27 protein-coding genes are annotated in these 26,082 nt (G+C 49.2%); 23 read left to right on the top strand and 4 right to left on the bottom strand.

The window, feature by feature from the left end; all coding sequences use genetic code 11:
* Window positions 1–182 precede the first annotated feature (182 nt).
* The 6 genes from DFR62_RS07345 (at window position 183) to DFR62_RS07320 (ending at window position 5,597) form a co-directional block, all read left to right on the top strand.
* Entirely contained in the window at window positions 183–1,676 is a 1,494-nt protein-coding gene (locus DFR62_RS07345; protein ID WP_121299176.1) for an amidase, read from the top strand.
* Window positions 1,677–1,817: 141 nt separating this feature from the next.
* Complete coding sequence (locus tag DFR62_RS07340) at window positions 1,818–2,462, top strand: nitrous oxide reductase accessory protein NosL (protein WP_121299174.1); 645 nt, start codon at window positions 1,818–1,820, stop codon at window positions 2,460–2,462.
* Between the two features lie 36 nt (window positions 2,463–2,498).
* On the top strand, window positions 2,499–3,767 hold the full coding sequence (locus DFR62_RS07335; RefSeq protein WP_121299172.1) for a right-handed parallel beta-helix repeat-containing protein: 1,269 nt from the start codon (window positions 2,499–2,501) through the stop codon (window positions 3,765–3,767).
* Window positions 3,764–4,213 (top strand): nitrous oxide reductase accessory protein NosL, encoded by a 450-nt coding sequence (locus DFR62_RS07330; RefSeq protein WP_121299170.1) that lies wholly within the window; start codon window positions 3,764–3,766, stop codon window positions 4,211–4,213. Before DFR62_RS07335 ends, DFR62_RS07330 begins: the two co-directional genes overlap by 4 nt.
* On the top strand, window positions 4,210–5,022 hold the full coding sequence (locus tag DFR62_RS07325) for an ABC transporter permease (RefSeq protein WP_241663077.1): 813 nt from the start codon (window positions 4,210–4,212) through the stop codon (window positions 5,020–5,022). Before DFR62_RS07330 ends, DFR62_RS07325 begins: the two co-directional genes overlap by 4 nt.
* Entirely contained in the window at window positions 5,019–5,597 is a 579-nt protein-coding gene (locus DFR62_RS07320) for an ATP-binding cassette domain-containing protein (RefSeq protein WP_158290792.1), read from the top strand. The genes DFR62_RS07325 and DFR62_RS07320 overlap by 4 nt, the downstream gene beginning before the upstream one ends.
* 61 nt (window positions 5,598–5,658) lie before the next feature.
* On the opposite strand, the gene DFR62_RS07315 is transcribed toward DFR62_RS07320, so the two are convergent.
* Both DFR62_RS07315 and DFR62_RS07310 read right to left on the bottom strand, forming a co-directional pair.
* The gene (locus DFR62_RS07315) at window positions 5,659–6,942 is read right to left on the bottom strand and encodes an L-lactate MFS transporter (protein ID WP_121299166.1); all 1,284 of its coding nucleotides are present in this window, start codon (window positions 6,940–6,942) and stop codon (window positions 5,659–5,661) included.
* Between the two features lie 565 nt (window positions 6,943–7,507).
* Window positions 7,508–8,437, bottom strand: coding sequence for a LysR family transcriptional regulator (locus DFR62_RS07310; protein ID WP_121299164.1), 930 nt, complete (start codon window positions 8,435–8,437; stop codon window positions 7,508–7,510).
* Between the two features lie 158 nt (window positions 8,438–8,595).
* Between DFR62_RS07310 and DFR62_RS07305 the strand changes: the two genes are divergently transcribed.
* The 6 genes from DFR62_RS07305 to DFR62_RS07280 all read left to right on the top strand — a co-directional run bounded on the left by DFR62_RS07305 (window position 8,596) and on the right by DFR62_RS07280 (window position 13,368).
* Window positions 8,596–10,200, top strand: a complete 1,605-nt coding sequence (locus tag DFR62_RS07305) for a gamma-glutamyltransferase family protein (protein ID WP_121299162.1) — start codon at window positions 8,596–8,598, stop codon at window positions 10,198–10,200.
* 32 nt (window positions 10,201–10,232) lie between these two features.
* The gene (locus tag DFR62_RS07300) at window positions 10,233–10,763 is read left to right on the top strand and encodes a chromate transporter (protein ID WP_121299577.1); all 531 of its coding nucleotides are present in this window, start codon (window positions 10,233–10,235) and stop codon (window positions 10,761–10,763) included.
* Entirely contained in the window at window positions 10,760–11,299 is a 540-nt protein-coding gene (locus tag DFR62_RS07295; RefSeq protein WP_121299160.1) for a chromate transporter, read from the top strand. Before DFR62_RS07300 ends, DFR62_RS07295 begins: the two co-directional genes overlap by 4 nt.
* Before the next feature lie 94 nt (window positions 11,300–11,393).
* Window positions 11,394–12,074 (top strand): FusB/FusC family EF-G-binding protein, encoded by a 681-nt coding sequence (locus tag DFR62_RS07290; protein WP_121299158.1) that lies wholly within the window; start codon window positions 11,394–11,396, stop codon window positions 12,072–12,074.
* Window positions 12,075–12,086: 12 nt separating this feature from the next.
* On the top strand, window positions 12,087–12,374 hold the full coding sequence (locus DFR62_RS07285; protein ID WP_121299156.1) for a hypothetical protein: 288 nt from the start codon (window positions 12,087–12,089) through the stop codon (window positions 12,372–12,374).
* Between the two features lie 103 nt (window positions 12,375–12,477).
* Window positions 12,478–13,368: a fumarylacetoacetate hydrolase family protein gene (locus DFR62_RS07280; RefSeq protein ID WP_121299154.1), complete on the top strand. Its 891-nt coding sequence runs from the start codon at window positions 12,478–12,480 to the stop codon at window positions 13,366–13,368.
* A gap of 40 nt (window positions 13,369–13,408) precedes the next feature.
* Here DFR62_RS07280 and DFR62_RS07275 read toward each other — a convergent pair whose 3' ends face one another.
* The gene (locus tag DFR62_RS07275; RefSeq protein ID WP_121299152.1) at window positions 13,409–14,158 is read right to left on the bottom strand and encodes an SDR family NAD(P)-dependent oxidoreductase; all 750 of its coding nucleotides are present in this window, start codon (window positions 14,156–14,158) and stop codon (window positions 13,409–13,411) included.
* A gap of 172 nt (window positions 14,159–14,330) precedes the next feature.
* Between DFR62_RS07275 and DFR62_RS07270 the strand changes: the two genes are divergently transcribed.
* The 4 genes from DFR62_RS07270 to DFR62_RS07255 all read left to right on the top strand — a co-directional run bounded on the left by DFR62_RS07270 (window position 14,331) and on the right by DFR62_RS07255 (window position 16,540).
* On the top strand, window positions 14,331–15,587 hold the full coding sequence (locus DFR62_RS07270) for a Y-family DNA polymerase (protein ID WP_121299150.1): 1,257 nt from the start codon (window positions 14,331–14,333) through the stop codon (window positions 15,585–15,587).
* A gap of 116 nt (window positions 15,588–15,703) precedes the next feature.
* Window positions 15,704–15,853, top strand: coding sequence for a 50S ribosomal protein L33 (gene rpmG / locus DFR62_RS07265; RefSeq protein ID WP_058382433.1), 150 nt, complete (start codon window positions 15,704–15,706; stop codon window positions 15,851–15,853).
* A gap of 39 nt (window positions 15,854–15,892) precedes the next feature.
* Window positions 15,893–16,162, top strand: a complete 270-nt coding sequence (gene rpsN / locus DFR62_RS07260) for a 30S ribosomal protein S14 (protein WP_058382434.1) — start codon at window positions 15,893–15,895, stop codon at window positions 16,160–16,162.
* A gap of 24 nt (window positions 16,163–16,186) precedes the next feature.
* Complete coding sequence (locus DFR62_RS07255; protein ID WP_121299147.1) at window positions 16,187–16,540, top strand: hypothetical protein; 354 nt, start codon at window positions 16,187–16,189, stop codon at window positions 16,538–16,540.
* 113 nt (window positions 16,541–16,653) lie between these two features.
* Here the strand turns inward: DFR62_RS07255 and DFR62_RS07250 are convergent, their stop codons facing one another.
* Window positions 16,654–17,841 (bottom strand): M20 family metallopeptidase, encoded by a 1,188-nt coding sequence (locus tag DFR62_RS07250; protein ID WP_121299145.1) that lies wholly within the window; start codon window positions 17,839–17,841, stop codon window positions 16,654–16,656.
* Window positions 17,842–18,009: 168 nt separating this feature from the next.
* Here DFR62_RS07250 and DFR62_RS07245 point away from each other — a divergent pair, with 168 nt between their 5' ends.
* The 7 genes from DFR62_RS07245 (at window position 18,010) to DFR62_RS07215 (ending at window position 26,069) form a co-directional block, all read left to right on the top strand.
* Window positions 18,010–19,401 carry a M20/M25/M40 family metallo-hydrolase gene (locus DFR62_RS07245; RefSeq protein ID WP_121299143.1) on the top strand — a complete coding sequence of 464 codons (1,392 nt, stop codon included), beginning with the start codon at window positions 18,010–18,012 and terminating at the stop codon, window positions 19,399–19,401.
* Window positions 19,385–20,620, top strand: coding sequence for a M20 metallopeptidase family protein (locus DFR62_RS07240; RefSeq protein WP_121299141.1), 1,236 nt, complete (start codon window positions 19,385–19,387; stop codon window positions 20,618–20,620). The genes DFR62_RS07245 and DFR62_RS07240 overlap by 17 nt, the downstream gene beginning before the upstream one ends.
* Window positions 20,617–22,164, top strand: coding sequence for an ABC transporter substrate-binding protein (locus tag DFR62_RS07235; protein ID WP_121299139.1), 1,548 nt, complete (start codon window positions 20,617–20,619; stop codon window positions 22,162–22,164). Before DFR62_RS07240 ends, DFR62_RS07235 begins: the two co-directional genes overlap by 4 nt.
* Before the next feature lie 49 nt (window positions 22,165–22,213).
* Complete coding sequence (locus tag DFR62_RS07230; RefSeq protein WP_121299137.1) at window positions 22,214–23,128, top strand: ABC transporter permease; 915 nt, start codon at window positions 22,214–22,216, stop codon at window positions 23,126–23,128.
* A 71-nt stretch (window positions 23,129–23,199) separates the two neighbouring features.
* A complete protein-coding gene (locus tag DFR62_RS07225; protein ID WP_121299575.1) occupies window positions 23,200–24,045 on the top strand; it encodes an ABC transporter permease in 846 nt (281 codons plus the stop codon).
* Window positions 24,046–24,063: 18 nt separating this feature from the next.
* Window positions 24,064–25,026 (top strand): ABC transporter ATP-binding protein, encoded by a 963-nt coding sequence (locus tag DFR62_RS07220; protein ID WP_121299135.1) that lies wholly within the window; start codon window positions 24,064–24,066, stop codon window positions 25,024–25,026.
* 17 nt (window positions 25,027–25,043) lie between these two features.
* The gene (locus DFR62_RS07215; protein ID WP_121299133.1) at window positions 25,044–26,069 is read left to right on the top strand and encodes an ABC transporter ATP-binding protein; all 1,026 of its coding nucleotides are present in this window, start codon (window positions 25,044–25,046) and stop codon (window positions 26,067–26,069) included.
* Window positions 26,070–26,082: the final 13 nt, after the last annotated feature.

Below are 26,082 nucleotides of genomic sequence, written 5' to 3'. Positions count from 1 at the left end.
TAGGGGAAAACTTGTTTTAAATGTGTCCATTTTCGTTATATTTTAGATAACAAATGGAAGCGCTTAGTTCGAAAGCTTCCCAAAGTCTCATCGAACCCTTGGCTATTTGCCAGTCTCAGGAAATGCTACACTTGAGAATGAGCAACAATGGGACTGATCTAATGGAAACGGGGGCATACGGAATGGATATGAAAACATACTTGTCGCTCGATGCGACAGCGCTTGCGGAACTGGTGAAAAAAGGGGAAGTCAGCCCAAAGGAATTGGTGGAACTGAGCTTTCAGCGTCTGGATGAAGTGGAGCCGAAACTTCATGCTTTCACAGCGGAGCGCCACGAGCAGGCCTTGCTGGATGCGGAGAATGGAGGAAGCGGCATTCTCGGTGGTGTGCCGGTTGCCTTGAAGAACATCTCCCAGGCACTCGCGGGACAGCGCTTGAGTGCGGGATCGAAATTGCTGGCAGACTTTCGCCCGGAACGCGATTCTCATTTCGTCGCGCGCTTGAAAGCGGCCGGGCTTATCCCGATCGGGCACACGAATACGCCGGAATTCGGCTTGAAAAATATTTCAGAACCGGAGCTGTTCGGCCCGACGCACAATCCGTGGAATACGGATCATTCACCAGGCGGCTCAAGCGGCGGGGCGGCGGCCGCTGTCGCATCTGGCATCGTGCCCTTCGCCGGTGCGAGCGACGGGGGCGGCTCGATTCGCATCCCAGCTTCGTTTACCGGATTATTTGGGCTCAAGCCGACGCGCGGCAGAACGCCTGTGGGACCGGGAGCCGGACGGCAATGGCAAGGGGCATCGATCGACTTTGCGCTAAGCCGGACGGTACGGGACAGCGCTGCGCTACTGGACGAATTGCAGATCATCCAACCGGAAGCTGCGTTTCAAACGCCGCTATTTCCAGGGAAATATACGGAACAGCTGGACCGGAAGTTTGATAAACCCCTGAATATCGCGTTCTCGCTGGAATCGCCTGTCGGCACGCTAGTGTCGGAAGATGCGAAACAAGCCGTGCTGAAGACGATGCGCTGGCTTGAAGGACAAGGGCACAGAGTTGAAGAACAAGCCCCTGATATCGACGGCATCCAATTGATGCGTGAATATTATTTGATGAACAGCGGGGAAATGGCGCTGCTTCAGAAAAACCTCGAGAAAACATTCGGCCGCCGTTTGACGGAAGACGATATGGAAATCGAGTCCTGGCTGTTGGCGACTGCTGGCAAACGGGTTTCGGCCGCCGATTATTCAGCGAGCCTCGCTGCATGGGACGCGGCCGCTGCGAAAATGGCAGAAATGCACGCGCATTTTGATTTCTACATTACTCCCGCGACAGCGCACCCTGCCCCAGAAATCGGCGAATTGAGCCATTCTAAAGAATCGCGTACGCGCTTATTGCAAGCACTCGACATGGCGCGTGATACTACCGATCAGCAAGAACTCATCTATGCGATGTTCTTGCCGAGCCTCAGCTATACGCCGTTTACGCAGCTGGCGAATTTAACCGGCCAGCCGGCGATGTCCTTGCCACTTCATGTGACCGAGGCGAACTTGCCGATCGGCGTCCAAGTGATGGCGCAAAAAGGAGAAGAGCATCGCTTGCTCCAATTGGCGAACCAGGTCGAACAAAGCGACTTATGGATCGGCCAGCGCGGCAACCCGTTCTTCGCTTGAAACAACTAACGATATCCTAGGCTCCCTGCATGCTGCAGGGAGCTTTTTTTGATTGTTAGCCATCAATCAGTCACCAGGATTTCAAACTTATTTCACAACTGGCCCCTATGCTGAAACCATTGAAAAAGGAGGCATATTCAAATGAAATCATTTTATCTAACAGCATTAATCCTCGCAGCCGTGCTCATGCTCGGTGCGTGCGGAAGTGAAGAAACAACCGGAGAGGCGCAGGCATCGCCAACGCAGCCACAAACCACCAACACAATAGAAGAAACGAAAACACTGGCTCATCCGCAACTGGCAGAACCGGATGAAGACACGGTATGCGAATATTGCCAGATGACGGTCTATATTGCGACCCATGAACTCGGCGCTTTCACGGCACAAGGCATCAAAGCGGACGGCTCGAATGCATTCTTCGATGATGCCGGCTGCATGCTCAACCAGGAGCGTGTCGATGGGGAGGAAATGGACAAATTCGTCCGCGATTACAATTCACTCGAATGGATTCCGCTTGAAGAGGCGGTCATCGTCAAAAGCGGCTTGAAGACCCCGATGAACTACGGTTTTGCGTTCTTCTCGGAATCCTCCGCAGCGGATGCGTTCATTCAAGAACAAGGAGACGCAGAACGGTCGGATCTGGCCGCCCTCGATGCGATGTCTTATGAGCGGCACGAAATGCGCATGGAAAAAATGGGGGATGGCCATGGCCACGGCGAATCATCAGAACATATGGAGCAAGGGCATAGCCATGACGGGGACGGCATGAAAGATGGAGAAGAATAAGCCTGGGCATTCATCACTGCACTGGGGTGAGGTCACATGAAACGGATCGTTCTGCTGTGGATGCTGTTCTTGCTATGGCCGGGAATTGGCTATGCGGAGAGTTTGCAACAAACGATCGATGCATTACCGGATGGGTCGGAACTGGTGCTCGAACCCGTTGTCTACCATGAAGAGGTCAGCATCACAAAACCGTTGAGGATTATCGGATCGCCCGGCACGATCTTTCGCGTAGACGGCGAAAGCCCAGCGATTTCTATTGAAAATACACAAGACGTGCAGATGCGGAATGTCGATATCGAACAAGGCGACACGGCTGTGCTGATCAAAAGTAGTGAAAATATCACTATCGAGGAAATCGAGGTCAGCGAGGCGGAGCAGGCAGTGGAAGTGCATGATTCCAAAACACTGACCTTTCGTGAGCTTTTAGTGGAAGGTCCAGCCGGGCATTATTCAGCTAAAGGGAACGGCGTAGCGCTCTATAATAGTGAAGATATTCAAGTGTCAGACAGCGCCATTCGCCATATGCGGGACGGCATCTACGCAGAAAAAACAACGAATCTGCAGACGAGCGGCAACCGGATTGAAAATAGCCGGTACGGCGTCCACCTCATGTACAGCAGGCAAGCGGATCTTTCCGGAAATGTGCTGTCTGAAAATGTAGCGGGTGTCATGCTGATGATGACTGAAGACAGCCGCATCCAGGAAAATACGATCCATGAACACACCTCGCCGAATGCTTCGGGGTTAGTGCTCTACGAGGCGCAAAACATCCAGGTAACCGGAAATGTTATTAACGCCAATGCCCTTGGCTTATCGCTTCAGAAAGTGAAAAATTCACAAATTGAGAACAACAAATTTTACGGAAACCAGATCGGCATGGAATTCATCCGTTCAGCGGAAAACAACACTAGAGGTAACGAATTCACTGGCAACATCGTGCAATTGCGTTCGGACGCCCTTGGCGGAATGCTGGCCGGGAATTATTACGACGATGCCTCCTTGCTCGACCTCGATGAAGACGGCTACGGCGACACACCTTACACAGCGCTGCAGAGCTACGGGCAATGGATGGTGAGAGAACCCGCTTATCAGTATTTCATCGAAGCGCCGGCAGTGGTCCTGTTAAATGAAATGGATCGCCAAATGAACAGCATGGAAAGTGCGGTATTGATGGATTCCAAACCTTTGGCCAAGCCGCCCTCAGAAGCGACTGGCAATCCGCCCATGTCACTTTGGCGGCTGTTTTTGGGGGCAATGCTCTTGGCGTTCGGTGGCTGGATTTGGAAAAAGGAGAGTGTGGCATGAAGAAATGGATCCTGATCGCGATAACAGTGATGATCCTGTCAGGGTGCGGCGAGACGGATTTCACTCCTCGCGCTATCGAGGCAGAGACGGATATCTGCGCCGTCTGCAATATGAGCATTACACATGAAGAATACGCAGCCCAGCTGATCGAAGAGGACGGGGATCATCTGGTATTCGACGATTTAGGCTGCCTGATTGAACATATCAATGAGATGGACCAAGCGGAACTCGGCGCCGCGTTCATCAAAGACGCGCAGACAAATGAATGGCTTAATATCGAACGCGCGGCGTATGTGTACGCTCCGGGCGAATGGACGCCGATGAGCTATCACGTACTGGCTTTCGAAAACACGGATGCGGCGCAGCAATGGCTCGATGGCGGACAGCAAGGCGAGTTATTGGCGCTCGATGACCTTTATGGATTCGATTGGGGGAACCATCATTGAACAGCGGATTCATGAGGCTGGAATGGCGGCAAATGCTGAGAAGCCGCTGGTTGCAGCTGGTCGGGCTGTTATTCGTTTTCGTCTTTGCGGCAGTCATGGCCATCCAGCAGCTGGCGATTCCGCCGTCTTCCGGGTTCAGCAGGCAGGCTGCAGCGATGTTCAATGTCCAATTGTTTTTGCTGCCATTATTCCTGTTGACCATTGGCAGCATGAACATCGCAGGCGATGCCGAATCGGGCTGGCTTCACTTATTGAAAACCTATCCGATGAAAATGAGCCGTTATATCGCCGGCAAATACATGGCGTTGGCCGGCGCTTTTCTGCTCATCGCGCTATTGTCCATGGGCGCAGTGCTCGCCATTAGCGGCATCGCGGGTGCGCTGTCGGGGATGGGCGTCTATATCGTTACGTCGCTTTTACTGATTTTCATCTTCTCGGCACTTGCTTTATTGCTCGGATCGATCGCGAAAAACCGGCTCCATGCGCTTGCCTTGTCGCTCGTCTTTTGGGCCTCCTGGCTTCTATTGATCCCATACGCCTTGATGGCTATCGGCACGGCCCTTGCAGGTCATGTCGTCAAAACGTTCATTATCTTCAACATTCATGTGAACCCTGTGGAATGGGTGCGCTTTTGCTTTTTTCTCGCCACCGGAAACGGGGATGCGCTCGGGCCGGCGTTTTACGGTTTGACCGGTTTCTATACGGAACCTTTAGGCGTTGTGACGGCCATTGCGGTTACGTCATTATGGATCGTCTTGCCGCTATCGGTTGCGGGGATGGTCTTGAAAAGGAGGGAGCGGCAAACATGAGGCTGAAAGTCGATAAATTGACGAAAATCTATAAAGGCGGCCAAGGGATACGCGACCTGGAGCTGCAGCTTCAAAAAGGAGAAATCACGGCCTTGACCGGTGCGAACGGCGCCGGGAAAAGCACCTTGCTGCGGCTATTGACGAATGAAGAGTCGCCGACTTATGGTACGGTCGACTGGTGCGGTGATCAAACGGTCAATTTCATGCCCGATGAACTTCAGTTTCCCCCTGAACTGCGCGCAGGCGAAGTCATTCATCTGCTTGCCGGGCTCAAGAAGCTGCCTGTCTCGGAAGAAGAGCGTGTACTTCGCCGCGTCGGGCTTTATGAAGCGAAGGGGCAGAAAGTGAGCCGTTTTTCAAAAGGCATGCGCCAGCGCCTGAACCTCGCGCAATGTCTACTGGGACCGGCGAGCCTGCTATTGCTCGATGAACCGACCAATGCACTCGATGTCGAGTGGATCGCAAAGCTCCAGGGCATTCTGCAAGAAGAGCGGGCGCTTGGCAAAACCATTTTATTTACGACTCATCTCGAGCGTTTTGCGGAAGAGACAGCTGACAGGATTGTGAAATTATAATATAGAAGGAAATAGAAAAAGCCCTGGAAAAGGAATTCCTTTTCCAGGGCTTTCATTCGTTTTAAGAAGAAACGGCTTGTTGGGTCGCTTGGACCTTGTCGTCTTTTTCGTAATTGCGTTCCACGCGGCGGATGTCCATGCGGATCAAGATGGACAAGACGAGCGCAACGGAGATCAATCCGATGAAGATGTAGAAGACCGGGACATAGCTGTTGGTTGCAGCGTAGACTTGTGAAACGATCGCCGGCCCGATGATCCCGCCGAGAGACCAAGTCGTCAGCAAATAGCCGTGGATGGCGCCAAGCTGTCTAGTGCCGAACATGTCGCCGATGAAGGCAGGCAAGTTCGAGAAGCCGCCGCCATAGCAGGAAACGATGAGCAAGATGAACACTTGGAAAATGATGACGTTCGTGATGCCCGGAAGCATGACGAAAGCGACGATCTGGATGATGAAGAACATCATGAACACAGTCGGGCGCCCGATATAATCGGAAATCGCGGCCCAACCGAGGCGTCCGCCGCCGTTGAAAATCCCCATGATGCCGACAAGTGTCGCGGCACCGGCTGCCGTCAAGCCGACCAATTCCTGCGCCATCGGAGAAGCGACTGAGATGATCATGATACCGGCGCTCACGTTGATGAGCATCATAGTCCACAGCATCCAGAAGCGGCGTGTTTTCACGGCCTGCCTGGCTGTCAGTTGTGCCAAGTCTTTTTTCATGACTTTTTTGCCGGAAGCAAGGTCCGCTTCCATTCCTTTAGGCATGAACCCTTCAGGCGGCGGTGCGATATAGGAAGCGCCGAGTGAGATTAAGATGAAGTAGCTGATCCCGAGAATATAGAAAGTCGTCGTTACGCCGACAGAAGCAATCAAGCTCGCTGCAACCGGTGCGGTGATGAGTGCACCGGCACCAAAGCCCATGACGGCCATGCCAGTTGCGAGGCCGCGGCGGTCAGGGAACCATTTGACGAGTGTCGAGATCGGCGCGATATAACCGACACCGAGCCCCATTCCGCTCATGAATCCATATGTAAGCAAGAACAATACGAGCGAATCGATTTGTGTCGCGAAGCCTGCGCCCGCTTGTCCAAGACCGAACAAGAAAGCGGCCACCATGGCGGATTTCCGAGGCCCGTTCTTTTCGACAAAGCCGCCGAAGAACGCAGCGGAAATCCCGCCGAGTGCCATCATGATCGTGAAGGCGTAAGTGATTTCTGTTGGAGACCAACCCATCGTTTCGCTGATGGGTTTCGTATAGACGCTGTAGGCATAAGCCGCTCCGATCGACAATTGGATCGCGATGGCGGATAACGCGATCAACCATCTGTTTTTAGTAGTCTTCATTGTGAAATTCCTCCTTTGTGAGTGAAACTGTTCTTTCGAGAATACATGCTTTTCACTATTTCGACAAACTAATTTTCAGAATAGAAAAACTAATCTAATAAAAAAATGATATTGCTGTTAATGCAGACTAGTGATTTGCGCGTCTCAGGAGGTAAAAATCACTCGTTTTTAATGAAAAAGGAATAAAATAGGTGTTTTAAAGTAAGCGTTTTCAGAAAAGGGCAATTTAGATTGGGAATATATACTCATTTTTCACTGAGGGAGAAATTTTCTGGTTTAAAGGAGAGATTTTATGTTTGGGAGAGATGAGGAGTGTTTGGAATCCAGTGTTCATGCGGTTTTGAAGGTTCTTAGAAAAAGAATTTCAATTATTCTAAAATATTCTGCTTCAGTCTTTATTTTCTCTCTTTTAGTCCAATAAATGCTATTTCAGGCAATATAATTATCGGAACATAAGAAAACCGGAAACCCTTGGCTTTTGAGGAGTTTCCGGTCCTTAAATGTAGCGGTTTATTTAAACTTACAGCTGGGGCCCAGTTCAATTAAAGTAAAGTGAAAATGCTCCTTACAGTTCCGCCACTCCCTTTTTCGTATGCACCGATACTTTTTCGTCGAGAACGTAAGAGTCGAGAAAGTCCAAGAACAGCTGGGCAGCTTGTGTATGGAAGCTCGCGCGATGGGTGATGTAATGGAAACGGCTCTTGTTCGGGAAATCGGCCAGCGTAATGGCGCCGATCGACCCGGTTTTTGTTTCGCTTTTGACGGTGGATTCCGATAGATAGGAAATGCCGAGGCCGAGCGCGACCGATTCCTTGATTGTCTGGGAGCTGCCGAAGCTCATCACTTTCTTCGGCGCAATGCCAAGCTGTGCGAACAGTTTATCGGTGACATCACGCGTGCCGGAGCCGGGTTCGCGGATAATCCATGTTTCCGCTTCAAGCAAACGCCGATCGACCTGTGAATTGCGGATGATCGGATGGTTGGGGCGTGCGATGATGACCATTTCTTCTTCCGTGAATAATTCGATGTCGATATCCGGATTGCCGATATCACCTTCGACGATAAAACCGATGTCGAGTTCCTGTTTATGGGTTTGCTCGATGATGGTCTTGGAGTTATGGATCGTAACGGTAGGTGTGATGTTGGGGTGACGCTTATTGAATGCATAGATGATGCCTGGCAGAAAGTACTCGCCGAACGTATAGGCTGCCCCGATCGACAATGGCATGGCCGCCGACGGTTCAAGTTCCATCAGGGCGATTTTCAATTGATCGTATTTCAGGAGAATCTCTTTGGCCTGTGCGTAACTTACTTGCCCAGCTTCTGTTAACTGGACGTATTTATTGTTGCGGTCGAACAGCCGGACGCCGAGCTTTTTCTCTAGTGCCTTGATGCTCAGAGAAATAGCGGAAGGCGTCATGTGAAGCAGCTCGGCTGCGCGCGTGAAACTTTTTTGCTCTGCTGTGGTCACGAAGATCTCTAGTTTATGGTCCATAATTTCACCTCAATGAGTTTTTTTAATCATACTATTAAATATATTTAATTTTACTTATGAAAGATATTTTTGTAAAATTTGAATAATACAAAAATGACATCTTTATTCGGAAAGGTGATAGTTTATTCATCTGGATGAAAGTAATAGGAGGAAATGATATGGATTATTCGAACCATCCCTTTCCAGGGAAACGCCATACGGTCTTCGGCAAAAAAGGCATGGTCGCAACATCACAGCCGCTTGCCGCACAGACTGGGCTTGAGATCTTGAAAAAAGGCGGCAACGCCATTGATGCAGCGATTGCGACAGCCGCAACCTTGACAGTCGTTGAACCGACTTCAAATGGCATTGGGGGAGACGCATTCGCCCTTGTCTGGGTGAAAGGCGAGTTGCATGGCCTGAATGCATCAGGGCCATCTCCTCAGGAACTCACGATTGAATCGGTGAAGGCGAAAGGGCACGATAAGATGCCGACCCACGGCTTGGTGCCAATTACGGTGCCGGGCGTCCCGGCGGCATGGGCGGAGCTGTCGAAACGATTCGGCAAATTATCGCTCGCGGAAACATTGGAGCCAGCGATACGTTACGCGGAAGAAGGCTATCCGCTGACGCCGATTCTCGGCAAGTTCTGGAAAAAGGCATATGACAATTTCAAGAAGACTTTCACCGATAAAGAATTCGAAGCCTGGTTCGAAACTTTCGCACCAGATGGCCGCGCGCCGGAAATCGGCGAAATGTGGAAATCACCAGGCCATGCCGACACGCTCCGTAAAATCGGCGAAAGCGATGCAAAAGCCTTTTATGAAGGGGAGCTGGCAGAGAAAATCGACAGCTTCATGACTGAACATGGTGGCTTCCTGAAAAAAGAAGATTTAGCCGCATACAAAGCTGAATGGGTCAAGCCAATCTCAACGAGCTATAAAGGGCACGAAGTATGGGAAATCCCGCCGAATGGCCAAGGCATGGTCGCGCAAATGGCGCTCAATATCTTTAAGCAGCTGGACGCACCCGTTTGGCAACAAGCCAACACGCTGCATCAGCAAATTGAATCGATGAAACTGGCTTATACAGATGGCCAGGCATTCATTACCGAACAAATGGATATGCCGGTGACGGCTGAACACTTATTGTCAGACGATTATGCAGCGAGCCGTGCGAAAGAAATCGGCACGGAAGCGATCGACCCGGTCGCATACGAACTGCCAAAAGGCGGTACCGTCTATCTCGCAGCGGCCGACGAAGAAGGCAATATGATTTCATATATCCAAAGCAATTATATGGGCTTCGGTTCAGGGATTGTCATTCCGGGAACAGGCATCGGCTTGCAGAACCGCGGCGCGGATTTCTCGCTTGATGACAGCCACCCGAATGCCTTGAAACCCGGCAAGCGGACATTCCATACGATCATTCCCGGATTTTTGACGAAAGCGGGAGAAGCGGTCGGGCCGTTCGGCGTCATGGGCGGCTATATGCAGCCACAGGGTCATTTCCAAGTGGTCGTAAATACGCTCGATTACCTGTTGAATCCGCAAGCGGCACTCGATATGCCGCGCTGGCAATGGATGGGCGGCAAAAAAGTCACTGTAGAAGCTGAGTTCCCGAACTATTTGGCACAGGAATTGCAGCGCAAAGGGCATCAAGTGGAAGTGATGGCAGATCCGGGTAGCTTCGGACGCGGCCAGATCATCTGGCGCAATCCCGAAACAGGCGTGCTTGCAGGAGGCACGGAATCCCGGACGGACGGAGCGATTGCTGTTTGGTAAAAGAACAAGGCGTCAAATCGATCGATCTCACCATGGCCTTTTTTCGGGCGGGCATGCTCGGATTCGGCGGCGGTCCGGCAGTCATCCCGATCATGCAGCGTGATGTCGTGGATCGCTACGGTTGGTTGACGGACGAAGAATACGGCGACACGATCGCCTTATCGAACACGATGCCGGGACCGATCGCGACCAAGCTCGCAGGTTATATTGGCTACCGTGTGGCGGGGCTTCGCGGCTGCTTGATCGCACTCGCTGCTTCTATCATCCCGACCGTCGTCCTAATGATTCTCCTGCTCGGCATCCTGCAAAATTATAAAGACGTGCCGTGGGTTGCGAATATGTCGAATGCAGTCGTTCCGGTCGTTGCCGTCATGCTCGGTGTCCTGACCTGGAATTTTATCCAGCAATCCGAGAAGGCGCTCGGCTGGAGCAAAGCCATTCTATTGATCGTGGTTTCCGTCATTTTGCTCGAAGTGCTCGGCATCCACCCGGCCTTTCTCATCGCCGGCTTGATTCTTCTGGTCCTCGTGCCATTCATTAAAAGGACGGTGAAGAGAACATGATTTACTGGCAGATATTCCTGGCGTTTTTCATTCCCGGCATCCTTGGTTACGGGGGCGGGCCGGCATCGATTCCGCTTGTCGAGAAGGAAGTGGTCGACCGCTATGGCTGGATGGATACCCAGGAGTTCAGTGAAGTACTGGCGCTCGGCAACTCTTTGCCTGGACCGATCGCGACAAAAATGGCGGGCTATGTCGGCTATGCCGAGGGAGGCGTTCTAGGGGCAGTGGTTGGCCTGTTCGGCGCCGTCGCCCCTTCGTTGATTTTGATGATTGCGCTGATGGCGATTCTCTTCAAATACAAAGATTCCCGCGAAGTGAAAAACATCTCGAAAGTCGTCAAGCCGGTCATCGCTGTATTGATCGGCGTCATGACACTCGATTTCATCCTGACCTCAGAAGCGTCGCTCGGCGGCATCCAGACCGCAATACTGATGGTGGCCAGCTATCTAATGCTCGAGAAATGGAAACTGCATCCCGCATTGGTCATTGGTTTAGCGCTGCTTTACGGCGCTGTCACGGGAATTTTCATAGCTTAACGAAAGGCATCCTGGCTTCAGGGTGCCTTTTCTGCGATGACGGACAAAATATGGTAAAATCACAGGAAAGTCATACCTTTCAAGGAGGCTAGCGATGGCTATCATCAAAGAATCGACGGATCGGACGAATGTTTCAGGCCAGCCCGAAGCGTTTATCCGCAACCATCAATATAATTTCATTAAAGAGCAGGCCTTGGCGCTTGTGACGGCACATGCGACAGCGAACGATGCTGAAGTATTGAGCGTGCTGCGCCATTTAAGCCATGAGAAAGTATTCGCCATGTTCCCGGCGTTAACGGAAGAGCAGAAGAATGTATTGCGCCCGCTGACGGCCGTCAAAGACACTGACGCTGCGGAAGAGTTTCTGTCGGGGCTGCGCCCTTACTTGATTCCCTTTCCAACCGTCAACCTCGACAATTTGAAACGTTTGTTTCCAAAAGCGAAAAGGCTGAAAGGGCCGAATCTCGCAGCAATGGATTTTCACGCCTTATCGTATTTGTCCTGGCAGGAAAACACCAATCGCTTTTTGGTGGCCGAACGAAACGGCCGCCTGCAAACCGTGAGCGGCCAATTCGGCGCGAGCCGCAAGCAGGGCGTCTGCATGATTTGCCATAAACACAGTTCGGTCGGCTTATTCATGGCCAAGACCAAAGGCGCGAATCTCGACAGCTACGTCAAGCACGGCCAGTACATCTGTGCAGATGAAGCGGCGTGCAATGCGCGACTGACGACCGTCGACCGCCTCGAGAAATTTCTGGATCGGCTGGAACGCTAAATGGAGAATGGCATGGATTGGGTATGGCTAATCGGCTTGTCATTAGGTGCTGTTGGTGCGGTGTATGTATTGCTGAGCCAGCAAATCCAGGCATTGGAGGTGCGCATGAAGCATATGTCAAAACGCATAGAGCAATTGGAAGCGGAAGTGACGTTGGAAGAACCTGCGATCAATGACGAGCTGCGGCGCTTGATCGCTGAAGGTCAGGAAGTCCGGGCCGTGAAAGCGGCGCGTGTCGCATTCGGCTATTCGCTCATAGAAGCGAAGCAGTATATCGATGGATTAAAAGAAAACGATTGAAACCAACAGGCTTTCCTCTAAAAGGAAGGCCTGTTTTTCTGTCTTTCGGCAGGGTTTCGGCCGGAAGAAACCGAAATAAAGGGAAAGGAAAGGGGGAGGTGTCATGCGCCTCGCGACAATCCAGTGGAACGGCACAGAAGAAGCAGCGCTGGTCATGAAGGACGGCTTTTTGCCATTGCGCAAATTCAACGAACATACGGCAGAAAACTGGCCGACCGATTTGTTTGCGCTGATCGAAACAGGAGAACTCGAGCTCTTGAAGAGATGGTTGAGAGAGGAATTCGAACGCATGCCTGAAGGGGCGCTCGAAGAATCGCTCATGTCGTTTTCCGAAGCGGATTACGCGCCTTTATACCGCCATCCGCGAAAAATCTGGGGCATCGGGCTGAATTACGCCGAGCATGCGGCCGATTTGAAGGAAGTATCACCAGACACCGAACCGGCGAGTTTCATGAAACCCGATACGACGATTATCGGACTGGGCGATGCAATCGAGCTGCCGAAGCAGTCTAACCGGGTGACGGCGGAAGCGGAGCTCGGCATCATTATCGGAACCGAATGTAAGAACGTCTCAAGAGAAGATGCATTCGATGTGGTGGCGGGTTTCACGACGGTTATCGATATGACCGCTGAAGACATTCTCGAGAAAAATCCGCGCTATTTGACGCGCGCGAAGAGCTTTGACACTTTCTTTAGCTTCGGGCCGGAACTCGTGACGCCTGACGAAGTGGAGGCTGTGCTTGAACTGACGGTGGCGACCGTCAAGAACGGCGAAGTCCACCGGAAAAACAGCGTCTCAAATATGACGTTCCGGCCGCGGGATCTCATTGCGTTTCATTCGGAAGTGATGACGCTATTGCCTGGAGACATCATCTCAACTGGAACGCCGGGGGCAGTCGTCATCCGCGACGGCGATGTGGTCGAATGCCGCATCGATGGATTTAAGACTTTGTACAACGCGGTTGAAGATTTGAAGTTGCCAGGCCGCGAATAAAAAAGACGGACACCCCCGAATGGTGGGTGGCCGCCTTTTTCTATAATGCGGCCATGCCGCCATCCACGCGGTACTGGGCGCCTGAGATGAACGTGCTTTCATCGGAAGCGAGGAACAGCACCAGATTGGAGATGTCTTCGGATTCGGCGTAGCGGCCGAGCGGAATCGTTTTCGACAAAGTTTTTTCGGTTGTACCGAGTCCTTCCTCAAGCGAGCGCATCATGCGTGAATTGACTGGCGATGGGTGGATCGAATTGACGCGGACTTGATGGCGTGCACTTTCGTAAGCGGCGGCTTTCGTCAAACCGACGACCGCGTGCTTTGATGTGATATATGGGCTGACGTTCGGTGAACCGCTAAGGCCCGATACCGATGACATATTAATGACGCTCCCGGTGCCTTGCTTGTACATGACTGACAGCACATGTTTCATGCCGAGAAAGACGCCACGCACATTGATGGCGATGACTTGATCGAAATCTTCCACTGTCTGCGCGGTGAGCGGAGCAACTTTTCCTTCGATCCCTGCATTGTTGAAGAACACGTCGATCTTGCCGAATGCTTCGACCGCTTTGTCGACATAGTTTTTGACGTCCGTTTCTTTGGAGACATCGGCTTGGACAATTTCCACGCCGCCCCCGAGTTCTTGCTTCGTATCTTGGAGCGCTTGTTCAGAAATGTCGACGAGTACGATTTTTGCCCCTTCCTCCAAAAAGCGTTTCGCCGTCACTTTACCGATAGCGCCAGCGCCTCCGGTAATGACGGCCACTTTCCCTTCCAATCTTGCCATTATCCCACTCCTCCCTTGAATTGTTCTTTCCATCTTTGCTCTATCAGTTTACTGATTATCCCAAATTAGTTCAAAACATTCCGTCTTTCTTGAAGTTCCTTTCTTTTGTCTCTTGCCGCTTTCTACCTTTTCCATTAAAATAAGAACAAACGTTCTATATGGGAGTGGCGTCATGAGAAAACAAACAGGAAAGCCCCGCTATATCGCCTGTATCGACATGCGCAGCTTTTACGCCAGCTGTTCAGCGGTCGAGCGCGGCCTTGATCCGATGGAAGCGTGCATCGCCATCGTCGGGAACCAGGAGCGAAAAGGCAGCGTCGTGCTCGCAGCCTCGCCGGAAATGAAAAAACGCTTCGGTGTCAAAACCGGCACACGGCTATTTGAAATTCCGGATCATCCGGATATCCTGCTCATTGAACCAAGGATGCAGTTTTATTTGGAGATCTCGATGGCCATTACCGACCTGTTCGCCCAGTATGTCCCGAAAGAAGACATCCATGTCTACAGCGTCGATGAGAGTTTCATCGATTTGACAGGCATCATCCATTTGTATGGAACTCCTGAAAAAGCAGCGGTCGACATGCAGGATTCGATCATGCGCCAGTTCGGCTTGCCGTCCGCAGTCGGCATCGGGCCGAATATGCTGCTGGCCAAGCTCGCACTCGATCTCGAAGGCAAGAAAAAAGGGCTCGCGCATTGGACGATGAAAGACGTGCCGAGAAAATTATGGCCGGTTTCACCGCTCAGCAAAATGTGGGGCATCGGCAGCCGGATGGAGCGCAACCTCAACAATATGGGGATATTCACAGTCGGCGATTTGGCGAGGGCGGATGTCAAACGGTTGGAGGACCGCTTCGGCATCATGGGCCACCAACTGCACCAGCACGCGAGAGGCATCGATTATTCGGAGCTCGGGTCGTTGCTTATCGAAGGGCAGAAAAGTTTCGGGAAAGGCCAAATTCTTTACCGCGATTATGAAACGCGTGAAGACATCCTGACGATTGTGCTCGAAATGTGCGAAGACGTCGCGATGCGCACACGCGAAGCGCGCATGGCCGGGCGTACGATTCATCTCGGCATGAGCTACAGCAAAACCTCATTCGGCGGCGGCTTTTCGCGATCGCGTTCGATCGACGAAGCAACCAACGACACCTTGAAAATCTACGCCATGTGCAAAGAACTGTTCCGGGAATTCTACACCGGGCAGCCCGTCCGGCAAATCTCGCTGTCCATCACCAACCTGGAAGACGAGACCTCGATGCAGCTGAGCTTGTTCGAAGCAGATAAATGGCAAAGGCGGCGCCTTGGCGCGGCGATGGATGCGATCAAGCGCAAGCACGGGCCGACCGCGATTTACCGGGGCGTTTCCGGTACAGACGCCGGCACGGCGATTGACCGCACGAAGCTGATCGGCGGGCATAAAAAATAAGGAAATGGCAGCTTCGGCGCTGCCTTTTTCGCTGCAGGAAAAATTCTTGTGCTTTCCGGGGGAAGAGTATATAGTGTAAATAGTAATAATTACGATTTATAGGAGTGGAGAAACAAATGAGAGTGAACATTACATTGGCCTGCACAGAAACGGGCGACCGCAATTACTCGACGACCAAAAACAAGCGCAACAACCCGGAGCGCATCGAATTGAAAAAATATTGCCCGCGCTTGAAAAAAGTGACTTTGCACCGCGAAACCAAGTAATCTAGCAAAAATTATTGCATAATAGAGAGGAGCCTATCGATGGCCAAGAAATCAAAAGTAGCACGCGATAAAAAACAACGTGACATGGTGGCGCGCTATGCGGAACTCCGCAAAGAACTGAAAGCGCAAGGCGATCACGAAGCATTGGCGAAACTGCCGAAAGATTCGTCGCCGACCCGTTTGAAGAACCGTTGCGAAGTGACCGGACGCCCGCGCGGCTTCATGCGCAAATTCGGCATGTCCCGCATCGCATTCCGCGACCTTGCACATAAAGGGCAGATCCCCGGCGTCAAAAAATCAAGTTGGTAAGACAGTGAAAGAGGAGTGGGGGCAATGAACGACGGCATGATTGCCTATTTGCTGAAAAGCGAAGTAGCAAAACTGGGTGAGGAGCAGCGGCAACTGTACCGCTTTATCATAGAACTGGAAGATGCGCTGGCTGAACAAGCGGATACAGTAGAGGAGTTTCGCCGTTTGCTGGTGCTTCATTCGCCATTCGAGCAGGCAGCTTACCGCTACAACCGCTCGCTCAAGGAAGTCTCCGCCATGATGCAACAAATCGAAGCGGAGCTCGGCGATAAGATCGAAGCCCGTCGAGAACGCGCGAAATGGCTCGACTACACAGATCGTTTCGCCGGTGAAACAGGACGGGAAGACAAGCAGTTTTTTTTATTCGTTAGTGAATGAATTCCCGTATAAAATAATATTTTTATCGTAAAAAAACGAAATGTCCTCGCTTTGAAAAAGTGGACATTTCGTTTTTTTCTTATTCAATTGATTTATCTTCCGGAGTGTAAGTCTCAAGAAATACTGCTCTTATCAGTTGTTTGAACCGCTTCGGTGCTGTTCCCCCCGATTTCGATGCAGAGTTCCGCTAAAAGTGCGCAACGTTCTGTAAAACGGTCGAATTGGATGTGTTCATGGATTGCGTGAGGGCCGTCTCCAGGTATGCCAAGTCCATCAAGTGTAGGGATACCAAGCGCCGATGTGAAATTCCCGTCACTTCCGCCGCCAGCTTTTGCTTCGGAAACTTCAATTCCAACTCGTTTGCCTGCTTTAACGGCTTTAGCGTAAAGGGGGCTGTTATTGTTGTTTTTCTCTAACGGTGGCCGGTTTAATTCGCCTTCAATGGAAATTTTTGCACTAGGGTGATAAGCAGTTAAATTTTCGAGCGATTTGATGATTTTATCAGCTTCTTCATAGGAAGTGACACGGAAGTCGATATCAGCTTCAGCATAATCAGACACGACGTTGCTGCTTGTACCTCCTTTTATAGTCCCAACATTCACAGTGGTTCCTTTTTCATAATTTGTCAGCTTTTCCAGTTTTATAATATGTTGCGCTATTTCATGAATGGCACTGACCCCATCTTCATGGTGGTTTCCGGCATGGGCACTGATCCCTTTTACTTTTAACGTATATCTACCGACGCCTTTTCTTTCGGTCTTCAATGCGCCTGATCCGGTCACGGGCGGCTCCATCACTAATACGACATCGCAGGTTTTGGCTACTTGTTCGATAAGCTTCCTCGAGGTTTTGCTACCGACTTCTTCATCGGATGTAAATAAAAAAACCGGTGAAAAAGGCAGTGTCTCTAAGTTGGATTTTAATGAATGAGTGGCCCAGATAGAAGACAAAAGCCCTGCTTTCATATCGAAAATCCCTGGTCCATGAATATTATTTTCTTTTTCCGTTAATGGGATGGCATCTACTTCCCAGACCGTATCAAAATGGCTGAGAAACAGAACCCTTGGCCCGTCTTGAGGCGAGGCTTGGGAAAATAGCAGATGATCTCCAGCAGTTTCGTTTTTGATAGTTTCTAAGTTCCATCCGCCCCCTAATCTTTTTAGGAATATTTCCTTTAATTTATCCCCGCAGCGATCAACCAGCTCTTTATTATGGCTAGGGGACTGGGCCTCCACTAATGCTACTAAATCCGTTTTGATTAAATCTTCGTTTTCCCTCAAATATTTTAAATTCTCGTTCAAGTCAACATCTCCTCACAAATTTAATTAAATACCATACTAAATAAGAAAAACATATAAATCAATAAATTCAGAAAATATTTAATATTCTATTGACTCGACTTTTTACTCACTGTAAAGTTATAAAAAAGATTACGGCATTTTTCCTAAAATGCAGATGAGGAGGATAATTTGGTAAATAAAATTGAGCAGATAATTGAAGAGAATCGGCATATGTATATAAAATGGCTCACAGATTTTTGTGAAATCCCAAGTGTGGCTGCACAAAAACGAGGCATGACAGAAGCGGTAGATTATTTGGACTCTTTATTTGAGCGAGCGCTAGAAACAACTCCTGAAAAATTGGAGACGGACGGCTTTCCGGTAGTGTTTGCTGAACTGCCCGGGAAAAGTGATAAAATATTGAGCTTTTACAACCATTACGATGTTCAGCCGGAAGACCCGGTGGAACTTTGGAAGACACCTGCTTTTCAACCGGATATTCGCGAAGGCAAAATTTTCGCAAGAGGAGTAGCGGATAATAAAGGCAATCTCATCGCCCGTGTAGCGGCATTGCATGCGATCAAACAAGCTGGCGAAGAATTGCCGGTCGCCATCAAGTTTATCTTTGAAGGAGAAGAGGAAATCGGCAGTTTACATTTGCCGGCATTTGCCAGAAAATATGCTGATAAAATTCGCGCCGATGGCAATGTCTGGGAATTCGGCTACCGCGATGCCGACGGAGCGCTGCAAGTGTCACTGGGCGTCAAAGGCATGTTGTATGTGGAGCTGAGCGCACAGGGCGCGAGCAGCGATTTACACTCGGCGCAAGCGGCTATCATCGAAAGTCCGGCGTGGAAACTGATTTGGGCTTTGAACAGCTTGAAAGGCCAGGATGAAAAAGTGCTCATTCCAGGGTTTTATGATGACATCACACCTATCTCGGAGCTCGATCAAGAAATGCTGAAGCATTACCGCTTTGATGAAGAAGAAACTTTGAATAAATTGGCGCTCGACAATTTTCTGTTGGACCTGGAAGGATCAGAGTTGAAAGAAAAGCATATATTTGAACCGACCTGCAATATATGCGGCATCCATTCCGGCTATGCAGGGGAAGGAACCAAAACCGTGTTGCCGTCACAAGCGAAAGCCAAAGTCGACTTCCGGCTGGTGCCTGGTCAAGATCCAGACAAGATTCTCAAGCAATTGCGCCAGCATTTGGACGACCAAGGATTTACCGATATCGGCATACAAGTGACAAGTGCAGAAAGGGCAGCACGTACGAGCCCGGATGCAGCAATTGTCGAAGCCATGCTCAATGTAGTGGAAAAGCATTCCTCCACAAAGCCGAATATCGTCCCAAACACTCCGGGGACTGGTCCGATGTACGATTTGTGCCAGGCTTTAGGCATTCCTTCTGCTTCTTTCGGTGTCGGCAACTTTGAATCGAATACGCACGCACCAAACGAAAACATCAATATTGAAGATTATATTGACGGAATAAAAATGGCAGCAGCTTTAGTCTTTGAGTTCGGCGAAAAAATCAACTCAAAAGGGGCGCGGTATAGTGACAGCATCAACTGAACAGCGGCAGACGTTTTCTGACCTGAAGCATTCCCATCCGGACTGGCACCATCCAATAAAATCAGTATTCAAAGAAGTGGTAGAAATACGAAGAGACTTGCGGAAACATCCGGAACTGGCTTTTGAAGAAACTCGGACAGCGACAATCGTCGCTGAAAAGCTGAAAAATTGGGGCTACGAAGTGCAAGAAGAAGTCGGGAAAACCGGCGTCGTCGGCATATTGCGCAGCAATAAACCCGGTCCTGTCGTAGGGTTGAGAGCAGATATGGATGCTCTGCCGATGATGGATGAAATTGATAAACCCTACAGTAGCGTCAATGATGGACTGGCCCATACGTGCGGCCACGATGCCCATACAGCGATTTTATTAGGCGTTGCCAAAGTGTTAGCGGAAAAGGGCATAACCGGGGGCACCTTGAAACTGGTTTTCCAGCCCGCAGAAGAGATCGGGGCAGGCGCTAAAGCGATGATCGAAGACGGAGCACTCACCAATCCGCAAGTGGAAGTCATGGCCGGCTTGCACGTCCACCCGACTGTACACACGGGCATGTTTGCGATAACGAAAACCGAACACAGTTGCGCAGCGGTGGATATTTTTGAAATGGAAGTGACGGGACAAGGGGGACACGCAGCGCATCCGCACAAGACGGTGGATCCCATCGCCATTTCCGGCCAGGTACTGGTCTCGCTGCAACAAATCGTCAGCCGGCAAATCGATCCGCTCGATTCGGTCGTTATCAGTTTCGGGCAAATAGAAGCGGGCACCAAAGCGACGATTATCCCTAATTCAGTCAAACTTAAAGGAACAGTCAGAACTTTGAATCCTGAGACACGAGCACAAATGCCGAAGCGGATCGAAATGATCGCCAAAGGCATTGCCACAAGCTTCGGCGGCGATTGTTCCTTGGACTATCATCATGTGACGCCTTCAAACAGAAATGATCCAGCGGTCAGAGAAAAGCTGTTATCCACTATTGAAAGCTTGTATGGCAAAGATTCGATTAAGCGGACGACGCCTTCGATGGGCGGGGAAGATTTTTCCTATTATTCGGAGCAGGTGCCCTCGGTCTTTTTCCAGCTCGGCACGAACGGCGGCGATAACACCGCCTATCCGAACCACAATACGAAGTTCAATGTAGATGAAGAATCCTTTTTATACGGCATTTCGGTATTGAGCATATTTGCAAATAACTATTTAAATAAGGGGGAAACGGAATGAAAAAGTATGTATGGACAACAGTTTTAGGGTGCGGCCTTGTCATAGCGGGCTGTTCATCGGAAGATGCGGGTGAGTCGGGTGCAGGAGAGCCGGTAGAAACGAGCGACAGCAAAACACTGACGATCGCCAACGGAACAGATATTGTGACATTTGATATTCATGACCACAATACGACTTCAACAGAAGCAGTGCATGTCAATATGTTCAACTATCTGCTAACAAATGAAGGGGAAGAGGGCTTCCAAAGTGATCTGGCGGAAAGCTGGGAGAACGTAGATGACCGGACGTGGGCATTCGAATTACGTGAAGGCGTAAAATTCCATAACGGCGAGGACCTCACAGCAGAAGACGTAAAGTTCACCTTGGAACGTGTAGCCAATGATGACACACTTCTTGAACACGGAAACTATAACCAAATCTCTGAAGTGAACGTCATCGACGATTATTCATTTGAAATTGTTACGGAAAACCCGGAGCCCGCATTGCTGAACCGCTTGTCGCGTCTAGGTTCAAGCATTTTGCCAAAAGACTATATCGAAGAGGAAGGTTGGGAAGTATTCCTTGAAGAACCGGTCGGGACCGGCCCTTATAAATTGCAAGAGTGGAGAAAAGATGACCGCTTAGTACTCGAAGCCAATGAAGATTATTTTGGCGACGAACCGAAGTGGGAAGAAGTTGTTTTCCGCAGTATTCCGGAAGACTCTACCCGAGTTTCTGAACTGTTGACGGGTGGTGTCGATGTAGCGGTAAACATTCCACCGACCGATGTGGAACGAATTGAGTCCACTGAAGGCGTGACAGCCGTTCAATCCCCGACCCAGCGCGTCATGATGATGGTGTTGCGAACAGATGAAGACAGTGTTACGGGAGATCCAAAAGTGCGTGAGGCTATCGATTTGGCGATCGATAAACAGGCAATGGTCGATTCGTTGCTTGAAGGCGCAGGCACTGTAACCCGCACAAGAATAACACCTGGAAATACTGGTGCTAATGAAGACCTGTACGGCGAATCTTTATATGATCCTGAAAGAGCGAAAGAGTTATTGGCAGAAGCGGGATATGCGGATGGTGTGGAATTGACGATGAGTGCGCCGAATGGCCGTTACCTGAAAGACAGAGAAAGTGCCGAACTGATGGCTGCGATGTTATCGGAAGTAGGTATTACGATTAACTTGGAATTCCTTGAATGGAGTGCATTTGCCCAGAGATACCAAGAGCGTTCGTTTGAAGATATTTTCTACATTGGTTATGGCAACTCGATGTTTGATGCCTCACTTGGTTTAGAGCGTTTGACAACCGAAAGTGCAGAAGGTGAAACAGATTATGATAATGAAAAAGTAAACGAATTACTTCTAGAAGCTGAGCAAAACATGAATGCAGAAGAACGAATCGAGCAGTTCCAAGAAGCTCAAGAATTAATTGCAGAAGACCGTCCGCAAATCTATACATTCCAACTTGACGCCATTACAGGCATCAACGACCGAGTGGAGTTTGAGCCGCGCTTGAACGAGATGTTCTATGCTGATTCAATCACATTGAAATGATGAAAAAAGGAGGGAAAACCTCCTTTTTTTCAATAAGGGAGGAATGTAGATGAAGTATTTCTTGAAAAGCTTATTAAAAACCATTCCTGTACTTTTCCTTATCACGCTTATTGTCTTTTTACTAGTGAGAGTAACGGGAGATCCGGTGTCGTTGATGCTGCCGGAAACAGCCACTGCAGAAGAGCGTGATTCATTGAGGGAATCTTTGGGATTCAATGAACCTCTCCCTGTTCAATATTTCACTTATTTAGGGAACTTGGTACAAGGGGACTTTGGGGACTCATTCAGATATAACACCGATGCTTTGTCGCTCATTTTGGAGCGGCTGCCGGCCACATTGGAGTTGGCCATCGCATCGATGGTTATTGCGGTCATCATTTCGGTGCCGCTCGGAATTTTGTCAGCCGTAAAGCGCAATAGCTTTTTTGACCTCTTCATTACAGGTGGAGCAGTTTTAGGAAAAGCAATGCCAAACTTTTGGCTTGGCATTATGCTGATTCTTTTGCTATCAGTGACATTTCAGGTATTCCCTGTTTCGGGCCGAGGTACATTATGGCATTTAGTGCTGCCAGCTCTGACCTTAGGAACCGGAATTGCAGCGGAAATGACTCGGTTGATCCGTTCCAGTATGCTGGAGATTTTGGGACAGGATTTTATCCGTACGGCCAGAAGCAAAGGATTAGGCGAGGCGATTATCGTCAATAAACACGCTTTCCGTAATGCATTGATTCCAGTAGTAACGATTATGGCTCTACAAACATCGACCTTGATCGGTGGAACTTTGATTACTGAGACGGTTTTTGCATGGCCTGGTCTTGGGCAATTACTTGTTCAATCGGTGAACTTGCGCGACATGGCAGTGGTTCAGGCAGCCACTTTCATTATTGCGATATTTGTTATTTTGAGTAATTTATCAGCGGATTTGATTTACAGATTCTTAGACCCGCGTATCAAATATGATTAAAGGGGGGGACAGATTTGGCCCAACTTACTGATACTGCAGCGCTGCCGAAGGCGACAAAATACAAGAGCTCCATGAAGAAGCTAGCGAAAAGCTTGTTGAGGAGCAAGACAGGGATGGCAGGGCTGATAATTGTAGTGACTGTAGTATTGATCGCCATTTTAGCTCCCGTACTAGCACCACATGACCCGGCACAAACCAATGTCGTGGACCGCTTATTGCCGCCGTTTTGGCTTGGCGGTACGATGGAATTCCCGCTGGGCACCGATAATTTGGGGCGTGACATTTTAAGCCGCATTATTTTCGGCTCCCGCATATCGCTATTAGTTGGAATCAGTGCGGTTTTACTGGCTGGGGCTATCGGTATGGCCTTAGGTTTGATTGCCGGATACTACGGGAAGTTTTGGGATTTCCTTATAATGCGGACAGTCGATTCCTTATTGGCCATCCCGAATATCTTGTTCATGCTTATTATCCTTGCTGTGATGGGACCAAGCTTGATCACTTTAATTCTGGTGCTCGGCGGAACATCGTGGGTTGTTTATGCAAGGATGGTGCGAAGCGAAACACTTAGTGTTAAAGAACGTGATTATGTGCGTTCGGCAAGAGCGATTGGAGCAAAAAACGGGCGAATTATCAGGAAATATATTTTACCAAATGTCATTTCTTCTTTTATTGTCATTGCGACATTGAATGTAGCGACGACCATTATTTTAGAAGCCAGCTTAAGTTTCCTTGGATTAGGAATTCAATCACCCGATGTTTCCTGGGGATTGATGTTGAGCGATGGCAGGGAATATATTGCAACTAGCTGGTGGGTAGCCACATTCCCAGGTATTGCTATTACCATTACAGTGCTAGGCGTCATTTTTCTCGGAGATTGGTTGAGAGATGTACTTGATCCTAAAATTAAAGAGTAATTGAAAGAAGGTGAGATCATGACGAAAAACTTGTTGGAAATAGAAGATCTCAAAGTGCGCTTCAAAACTGAAGATGGATATATTTCTACAGTAAATGGTGTGTCATTTTCCGTTAAGCAAGGTGAAACTTTGGCGATTGTTGGAGAATCTGGTAGCGGCAAAAGTGTTACATCTCTAGCATTAATGGGGATTTTACCAGCAAATGGGGAAATATATGACGGGAAAGTAACATTCGAAGATAAAAATCTGCGCACCCTCAGTAAGAAAGAGTACCGTAAAATTCGCGGCAATGAAATTTCAATGATATTTCAAGAACCTATGACTGCGCTGAATCCGGTATTCAATATCGGTTATCAATTAAGGGAAACCCTGATTCTGCACTATGATATGACAAAAGAGCAGGCAAACAAAAAAGGAATTGAAATGCTAGAGACGGTAGGGATTCCTGATGCAGACAAAGTAATGGGCCGCTTTCCGCATCAACTATCAGGTGGGATGCGGCAACGTGTGATGATCGCCATGGCCCTTTCCTGCAACCCTAAACTTCTAATCGCGGATGAGCCTACTACTGCTTTGGATGTCACTATTCAAGCACAAATTCTCACCTTGATGAGAAATATAAAGGAAAAATCCAATACCAGCACAATCATCATTACCCATGATCTTGGGGTGGTTGCAGAACTGGCGGATCGTGTCATTGTCATGTATGCGGGGGAAGTGGTGGAAGAAGCGCCAATTTACGAGCTTTTTGAAAATCCTCTACATCCCTATACAAAAGGATTGATGGCTTCAATTCCGAAAGTCCACGATGTGGTGGATGAACTTTATTCGATTGAAGGAACAGTCCCCAATCCTTCCAACATGCCGAGTGGCTGCAAATTTTACCCGCGTTGTCCGTTGGGGAATATTGAATGTACGAAAATCCATCCGCCTTTGGAATATATTTCAGCAGATCATGCAAAACGGTGCATCAAAGTTTAAAGGCAGGAGATGACTTCATGAATGTGATTGAAAAAAATATTATAATGGAAGTAGAAGATCTTAAAAAGCATTTCGATATCTCCAAAGGTTTTATAAAAAAGGTGAATTCAAAAGTACGTGCAGTCGATGGTTTGAATTTTCAGGTGTATAAAGGCGAGACGCTGGGCATCGTAGGGGAATCTGGTTGTGGGAAATCTACTACGGGGCAGTTGATGCTTGGGTTATTGGATGCAACGGAAGGCCATATTTATTTTCAGGATAGAGATTTGGCTGAGATGACTCAAGAAGAACTTCGCCTTGCCAGAAGAGACTTGCAGGTAATTTTCCAAGATCCCTATTCTTCACTCAATCCGCGAATGACTGTAGAAGAGCTCATCGGGGAACCATTGATTGTGCACGGTATCGCTAAAGGCGAGGAGTTGAAGAAACAGGTACTGGATTTGATGAACCTGGTAGGTCTGCAGAAACACCAAATGACGCGTTTTCCTCATGAATTCAGTGGCGGACAAAGACAGCGCATCGGCATTGCACGAGCTTTAGCGTTAAAGCCTAAAGTCATCGTATGCGATGAGGCAGTTTCTGCACTGGATGTCTCAATTCAAGCGCAAATCTTGAATTTGTTGAAAAAGCTTCAAAAGGAACTGGACTTGACGTATATTTTCATTGCCCATGGCTTGCCAGCAGTAAGGCATATTAGCGATCGGATTGGGGTAATGTATTTAGGGAAGATGGTGGAGATGGCGGATAGAGATGAAATATTTCATCACCCGCTCCATCCGTATACGCATGCATTGCTCGATTCTGTGCCGATTCCAGATCCAAGATTAAGGAAAGAGCATTTATTAATAGAAGGAGAAATCCCCAGTCCTACCAATCCTCCTTCAGGGTGTGCATTCCACCCAAGGTGCCCGTTTGCCACAGAGCATTGCAAAAAAGTTACCCCAGAATATAGGGAGATATTGCCTGAACATTATGTAGCCTGCCACTACCCTTTAGTGGATAAAGATACAGATGTTCTGCCACATTCCTCCGACAAGGCATAAAAAGGAGAGAATA

The sequence above is a fragment of the Planococcus citreus genome (assembly GCF_003664125.1).
Taxonomy (GTDB): domain Bacteria; phylum Bacillota; class Bacilli; order Bacillales_A; family Planococcaceae; genus Planococcus; species Planococcus citreus.
This window is presented reverse-complemented; position numbering and strand designations above follow the sequence as displayed.